The following is a 5979-nucleotide window of genomic DNA, read 5'->3' as shown; positions in this document are numbered from 1 at the left end:
GTTCGCCGTCGACGACACCTGGGCCGACCGGCCCCCCGAGACCCCTCCCGACACCGACACCGATGCCGATACCGATGCCGACGACCACGGTGCGGGCGGCGGGTTGGCGGGGGTGGATCGTGGCTGTGCCGGCGGGCCGGGCGGGTCCGGCTACACCCAGCTGGGCCCCGCGGGTGGGGGGATGCTGCACCCCGCCCACGAGACCACCACCCCGGCCGCACCCCTGACCGCGGACACCCCGGCCTGGCTGCGGGCCGACCCCGCCGGCTGCCTCATCCCCGGCATCGGGGTCATCCCCGCCAACAGCTCCACCGTCGCCGACCTGCACTGCCTGTGCAAACACCACCACCGCGCCAAACACCAAGCCGGCTGGCACCTCGCCATGACCCCCGACGGCACCTGCACCCGGACCTCACCAGCCGGCCAGGACTACCCCACCCACCCGACCAACCACCTCCAAGCCAGCGCCTGAGGTGAACCAACCGCGCCCAGGGCCGGTCCGCGCCACGAGCCTCCGCTCAGGTGAGGTTCGAGCCTTTTGGTGATCGCATCACTGGCGGCCGGGCTGGTCGTCCTCACCGCGGCGGCGAAGGTAGCGCTCGAACTCCTTGGCGATCGCGTCACCGGTGGCCTCGGGGAGTTCGGCGGTGTCCTGCGCCTCCTCCAGAGAGTGGACGTACTCCGCGACTTCCTCGTCGGACTCGGCCAGCTCGTCGACCCCGTGCTCCCACGCCCGGGACTGCTCGTCGAGGTCACCGTGCGGTATGACGATGTCGAGCAGGTCCTCGAGTTTGGAGACCAGGCCCAATGTGGCCTTCGGCGACGGGACGCTGCCGGCGTAGTGGGGCACCGCCGCCCAGCACGACAGCGAGGGAAGCTCGGCCTGTGCCGCCGCCTCGGCAATGACGCCGATGATGCCGGTGGGTCCCTCGTAGGTGCTGGAGTCGAGGTCGAAGCGGTCACGCACGTCGGGGTCATCCGAGGTTGCGGTGACCGGGATCGGGCGCGTGTGCGGCACGTCGGCGAGCAGACCACCGAGCGTCACGAGCATGGTCACACCGGACGCCGTCGCGAAGTCCAACAGCTCGGTGGTGAAGGAGCGCCACCGGGTCGAGGGCTCGATCCCCTGCACGAGCAGGACGTCGCGGTCGAGCGGGGTCGAGCCGGCCCGCAGGATCCGCGTGGTGGGCCACTCGATGCGTCTGCGGCCCGATTCGGTCACGGAGCGCGGTCGGTTCACCTGGAAGTCGTAGTAGTTCTCCGGGTCGATCGCGGCGACCGGGGTCGCATCCCAGACGTCGGCCAGGTGCTCGATGACCGACGTCGCCGTCTCGCCGGCGTCGTTCCATCCCTCGAAGGCGGCGACCATGATCGGGTCGTGCAGCTCCGTCACGTCGTCGAGCTCGATCAACAGGTGCCTCCTCACGGGGCCCGAGCGCCGGATGCGACGGGTACCCGCCCAGCCTACGGAATGCCGCGCTGCTTGGGGACGGCACGCCGATAGACTCGCCGCGTTCCCAACAGACAAGGTCCAAGACATTGAGCAGCCGCTCCGACCTCTTCCGCACCATCCTGTCCGAACGCGTCGTCGTCGCGGACGGTGCCATGGGCACCATGCTCCAGGACGCCAACCCCTCGATGGCTGACTTCCAGGACCACGAGGGATGCAACGAGATCCTCAACGTGACCCGGCCCGACGTCGTCAGGGGCATCCACGATGCCTACTTGGAGGTCGGGGTCGACGCCGTGGAGACCAACACCTTCGGCGCCAACCTCGCCAACCTTGGCGAATACGGCATCTCCGACCGGATCCACGAGCTCGCGCAGGCCGGTGCCCGCATCGCCGCGGAGGCCGCCGCGGCGTGGTCGACGAAGGAACAGCCGCGCTTCGTGCTCGGCTCGATGGGGCCCGGCACCAAGCTCCCGTCCCTCGGGCACCTGCCGTTCGCGACGCTGCGAGACGCCTACCAGGAGCAGGCGCGCGGGCTGATCGACGGTGGGGTCGACGCGCTGCTGATCGAGACGAGCCAGGACCTGCTGCAGGCCAAGGCTGCCGTGATCGGCAGCAAGCGCGCGCTGACGGCCGCCGGAGAGACGCTGCCCGTCTTCGTCCAGGTGACCGTGGAGACGACCGGGACCATGCTCATGGGCTCGGAGATCGCTGCCGCGCTGACCGCCCTGGAGCCGCTCGGGATCGACGGCATCGGCCTCAACTGCGCCACCGGGCCCACGGAGATGAGCGAGCACCTGCGCCACCTGTCGCGCCACGCCCAGATCCCCATCACCTGTATGCCGAACGCCGGGCTCCCGCAGCTGACCAAGGACGGCGCGGCCTACCCGCTGACCCCGGAGGAACTGGCCGCCGCGCACACCCAGTTCACGAAGGAGTTTGGCCTCTCGCTCGTCGGTGGATGTTGTGGCACGACGCCGGAGCATCTTCGTCAGGTCGTCGAGGCGGTGGGTGGCCAGCCCCTCACCCCGCGCCGGCCGCGGACCGAGCACGGTGTCGCGTCGCTCTACCAGCACGTCCCCTTCCGTCAGGACGCGTCGTTCCTGTCGATCGGCGAGCGCACGAACGCCAACGGCTCCAAGGCATTCCGGGAGGCGATGCTCGAGCAGCAGTGGGACCAGTGCGTCGAGATCGCACGCAACCAGACCCGTGACGGCGCGCACCTGCTCGACGTCTGTGTCGACTACGTCGGTCGCGACGGCGTCGGTGACATGAAGGAGCTCGTCTCGCGGCTCGCCACCGCGAGCACGCTGCCGCTGGTGCTCGACTCGACAGAGCCTCCGGTGGTCGAGGCCGGGCTGGAGCTGCTCGGCGGCCGGGCCGTGGTCAACTCGGTCAACTACGAGGACGGCGACGGTCCGGGCTCCCGCTTCGCCCGCGTCATGCCGATCGTCAAGGAGCACGGCTCCGCGGTGGTCGCGCTCACCATCGACGAGCAGGGTCAGGCCCGCACTCGTGACCACAAGGTGGCAGTCGCCTCCCGCCTGGTCGAGGACCTCACGAACACCTGGGGGATGCGGGTCGAGGACATCATCGTGGACTGCCTGACCTTCCCGATCGCCACGGGCCAGGAGGAGACCCGCCGCGACGGGATCGAGACGATCGAGGCGATCCGGGAGCTCAAGCGCCGCCACCCGGAGGTGCAGACCACCCTCGGCGTCTCGAACGTCTCGTTCGGCCTCGCGCCGCCGGCCCGGGTGGTGCTCAACTCGGTGTTCCTGCACGAATGCGTCAAGGCCGGGCTCGACTCGGCCATCGTGCACGCCGCCAAGATCATCCCGATCGCGCGGATCCCCGAGGAGCAGCGGGAGTGCGCCCTGGACCTGGTCTTCGACCGGCGCCAGTGGTCCGGAGAACCGGGGGAGAGCGACGTGACCTACGACCCGCTGTCCCGGTACCTCGAGCTCTTCGAGGGCGTCGACTCGGCCTCGCTCAAGGCTTCGCGCGCCGACGAGCTGGCCGCGCTGCCGCTCGACGAGCGTCTCGCCCGCCGCATCATCGACGGCGAGGGGCAGGGCCTCGAGGCTGACCTGCAGACCGCACTCGACAAGGGTCACAAGGCGCTCGACATCATCAACGACAACCTGCTCGATGGGATGAGGACCGTCGGGGAGCTGTTCGGCAGGGGCGAGATGCAGCTGCCGTTCGTGCTCCAGTCCGCCCAGGTGATGAAGGCTGCGGTCGCCTACCTCGAGCCCTACATCGAGGGTGCGGAGGACGGCACGCGGGAGACCAAGGCCCGGATCCTGCTGGCCACCGTCAAGGGCGACGTGCACGACATCGGCAAGAACCTCGTCGACATCATCCTGTCCAACAACGGGTATGACGTGGTCAACATCGGCATCAAGCAGCCGATCAACGAGATCGTGCGCGCGGCCGAGGAGCACCAGGTCGACGCCATCGGGATGAGCGGACTGCTGGTCAAGTCCACCGTGGTGATGAAGGAGAACCTCGAGGAGCTCAACTCCCGCGGCTACGCCGCGCGGTGGCCTATCATGCTGGGTGGTGCCGCGCTGACCCGTGCCTACGTCGAGAACGACCTCGCCGAGATCTACCAGGGCGAGGTGCGTTATGCCCGCGACGCGTTCGAGGGGTTGCGCCTCATGGACGCCATCGCCAAGGCTCGCACCAGCCCCGACCTCACCCTCGCCGACACGCTGCCCGAGCTACGCAAGCGACGGGTCCGCCCGGTCCACACCGAGGTCGACGATGCCGCGCTACGCGACACCACCCGCTCGGACATCGCTGCGGACAACGACATCCCGACCCCGCCGTTCTGGGGCAGCCGCGTGGTCAAGGGGGTGGCCCAGGCCGACTTCGCGGCCTACCTCGACGAACGCGCCACCTTCCTCGGGCAGTGGGGGCTGCGCGGCAGCCGCGGCGACGGCCCGTCATACGAGGAGCTGGTGGAAAGCGAAGGGCGGCCGCGGCTGCGGATGTGGCTGGACCGGATCAAGACCGACGGCCTCCTGGCGGCGGCGGTGGTCTATGGCTACTTTCCTTGCTACAGCGAGGGCAACGACATCGTCATCCTGCACCACGAGGGCGGGGGCGAGGGCAGCGAGCGGGCGCGACTGACCTTCCCGCGGCAACGGCGCGACAAGCGACTCTGCCTGGCGGACTTCTTCCGCAGCAAGGAGCGCTACGACGCCGACGGACGGCCCGACGTGATCGCCTTCCAGCTCGTGACCATGGGCCCGCGCATCGCGGAGGAGACCGCCAAGATCTTCGCCGCGAACGAGTACCGCGACTACCTCGAGCTGCACGGCCTGTCGGTCCAGCTCACCGAGGCGCTGGCCGAGATGTGGCACGCGCGGATCCGCGAGGAGCTCGGCCACGGCGCCGAGGACGACGAAGAGCTGGGCGGAATCCTGAAGCAGGCCTACCGCGGCTCGCGCTACTCCTTCGGCTACCCCGCCTGCCCCAACCTCGAGGACCGCAAGGTCTCCGTGGCGCTGCTCGACCCGGAGCGGATCGGCGTGAGCCTCTCGGAGGAGCTGCAGCTGCACCCCGAGCAGTCCACCGACGCGCTGGTCGTGCACCACCCCGAGGCGAAGTACTTCAACGCGACATGAGTCACCCCACGAAGTTCTCCGCTGCGCTCCGATACTTCGCGGGGACCCCGACATGAGTCACCCCACGAAGTTCCCCGCTGCGCTCCGATACTTCGCGGGGACCCCGACATGAGTCATCCCACGTGAAGAGCCGGTTGCCCGGGGCTGTCCTGTGGGACATGGACGGCACGCTCATCGACACCGAGCCCTACTGGATCTCCGAGGAGCGCGCCCTGGTCGAGAGCGTCGGCGGGGTGTGGACGCACGAGCACGGCCTGGCCCTGGTCGGCAACGACCTGCTGGTGTCGGCGCGGTACATCATCGACCACTCGTCGATCGCGATGACGCCGCTGGAGGTCGTGGAGCACCTGCTCGACGGGGTGGTGGCGCGGGTGTCGGAGCACACTCCGTGGCGTCCCGGCGCGCGTGAGCTGCTGGACGGACTCATCGCGGCCGGTGTGCCATGCGTCCTCGTGACGATGTCCTGGCGCAGGCTCGCGGACGTCTTCATCGGGACGCTCCCGGCGGGAACGTTCGCCCACGTCATCACGGGCGACGAGGTGGAGCACGGCAAACCGCACCCCGAGCCCTACCGCGCCGCCAGCCGGGCGCTCGGTGTCCCGCTCTCGGAGTGCCTGGCCATCGAGGACTCGCCACCCGGTGTGGCCTCCGCCGTGAGCGCCGGCGTGCGCACCCTCGCGGTGCCCCACGCTGTGCCGGTGCCGGAGATGGCCGGTGCGGTGCAGGTGCCGACGCTCGAGGGTCTTCGGCCCGGCGACCTCCAGGCTCTTTTCGGGTGATGTCCGTCCGGCTCCCGTCGGCCCGCGGCGAGCTGCGGGACGCCCGGGACCGGCTGGTCGCGTCCGACCCCGGAGGCACCAGGCTCCGACAGGCGGCCCGGGCCACGGTCGTGGT

3 protein-coding genes and 1 pseudogene are annotated in these 5979 nt (G+C 69.9%); 3 read left to right on the top strand and 1 reads right to left on the bottom strand.

Annotated features, from left to right (window positions below; all coding sequences use genetic code 11):
- Positions 1–472 (top strand): annotated as a pseudogene (locus FRW57_RS23340) (hypothetical protein); the annotation flags it as partial.
- A 78-nt stretch (positions 473–550) separates the two neighbouring features.
- On the opposite strand, the gene FRW57_RS15865 reads toward FRW57_RS23340, so the two are convergent.
- Positions 551–1411, bottom strand: coding sequence for a PAC2 family protein (locus FRW57_RS15865; protein ID WP_152186451.1), 861 nt, complete (start codon positions 1409–1411; stop codon positions 551–553).
- A gap of 128 nt (positions 1412–1539) precedes the next feature.
- Between FRW57_RS15865 and metH the strand changes: the two genes are divergently transcribed.
- Entirely contained in the window at positions 1540–5085 is a 3546-nt protein-coding gene (gene metH / locus FRW57_RS15860) for a methionine synthase (protein WP_203230361.1), read from the top strand.
- Between the two features lie 122 nt (positions 5086–5207).
- Positions 5208–5864, top strand: a complete 657-nt coding sequence (locus FRW57_RS15855; protein ID WP_275263156.1) for an HAD family hydrolase — start codon at positions 5208–5210, stop codon at positions 5862–5864.
- The last annotated feature ends 115 nt before the right edge of the window (positions 5865–5979 follow it).

The sequence above is a fragment of the Segeticoccus rhizosphaerae genome (assembly GCF_009192725.1).
GTDB lineage: Bacteria > Actinomycetota > Actinomycetes > Actinomycetales > Dermatophilaceae > Segeticoccus > Segeticoccus rhizosphaerae.
Note: the sequence above shows the minus strand (reverse complement) of the source record. Positions and strands in the feature narration are given on the sequence as shown.